At 57.2% G+C, this 1356-nt stretch carries 1 protein-coding gene; it reads right to left on the bottom strand.

Annotated features, from left to right (window positions below):
• On the bottom strand, positions 1 to 1356 hold a 1356-nt coding region (locus tag ACZRJ6_RS26200; protein ID WP_463970662.1), incomplete at both ends, for an immunoglobulin-like domain-containing protein.

Below are 1356 nucleotides of genomic sequence, written 5' to 3'. Positions count from 1 at the left end.
AGTATCGATAACGGTGGTGCCCGCCGGCTTGTCGCTGACGGTGAGTTTTTCGTACTTGTCGCCGCCGCTGACCACTTGGGTAATGGTGTTGGAAATCGCGGGATTAACGTAAACGTCCGCCGGAACAGTGATGGTTGCGGTGCCCGACGAAGCGTTGTTGGCGATGGTGATGGTTTCGCCATTGGCCAGTTTTACGACCAGATCGGAGCCGAGGTTTAGAACCGGCTTGCCGTCTTTGCCCAGCAAAGAAGCGGTGTAGGTGATCTCGCCGCCTTCGCTGATGCTTGGGGTGGCGTGGAGCGAAACAGTGACTTCGTCGATGGTGTCTTTGACGAGGGTGTCCGCAGCGCCGCCGACAATTTCCAGTTTCTCAAAGCTACCGCCGACGATGCCGTCCGGCTTGATGGTGGCCGAGACGGTACTTTCATCTTTGAAAACGTCGTCGGTTGGAGCGTCGAATTTCGTTTCGCCGGAGAACTTGCCCTGAGCGATTTCAATCACGGCCCCGTTGCTGAGGGTGACGGTCATGTTGCTGCCGGCCGCATGGCTCAGCGTGGCGGTGTAAGTAACCTGGCCTCCTTCGCTGACTTCACCCGATGCAGTCAACTTGATGGTCGTAGTATCCAGCGAGTCGACGATCTTGGTCTCAACCGGCGCAGTATTAGGCGTCAGCTGTTCAAAATTGCCGCCGGTGGTGGACTTGATGAAGTCGGTGACGGTGCTGCCATTGTTGTAAACATCGTTGACCGGCGTATCGACCACGACAAAACCGCTGGTTTCCCCGGCTTCGATGGTGATCACCGCGCCGCTATTGAGCGTCACGGTGACGGCGGTGTCGGCAGGGTTTGTCAGTGTGGCGGTGTAGGTGATCTTGCCGCCTTCAACAATCGACCCTTCAGCGTTCAGCGTCAGGTCGGTGTTGTCCAGGGAGTCGAGGATCTTGGTCTCAACCGGCGTGGTATTAGGCGTCAGCTGTTCAAAATTGCCGCCGGTGGTGGACTTGATGAAGTCGGTGACGGTGCTGCCATTGTTGTAAACATCGTTGACCGGCGTATCGACCACGACAAAACCGCTGGTTTTCCCGGCTTCGATGGTGATCACCGCGCCGCTATTGAGCGTCACGGTGACGGCGGTGTCGGCAGGGTTTGTCAGTGTGGCGGTGTAGGTGATCTTGCCGCCTTCAACAATGGACCCTTCAGCGTTCAGCGTCAGGTCGGTGTTGTCCAGCGAGTCGACGATCTTGGTCTCAACCGGCGCGGTATTAGGCGTCAGCTGTTCAAAATTGCCGCCGGTGGTGGACTTGATGAAGTCGGTGACGGTGCTGCCATTGTTGTAAACATCGTTGACCGGCGTATC

The sequence above is a fragment of the Pseudomonas sp. C321 genome (genome assembly GCF_055407105.1).
Note: the sequence above shows the minus strand (reverse complement) of the source record. Positions and strands in the feature narration are given on the sequence as shown.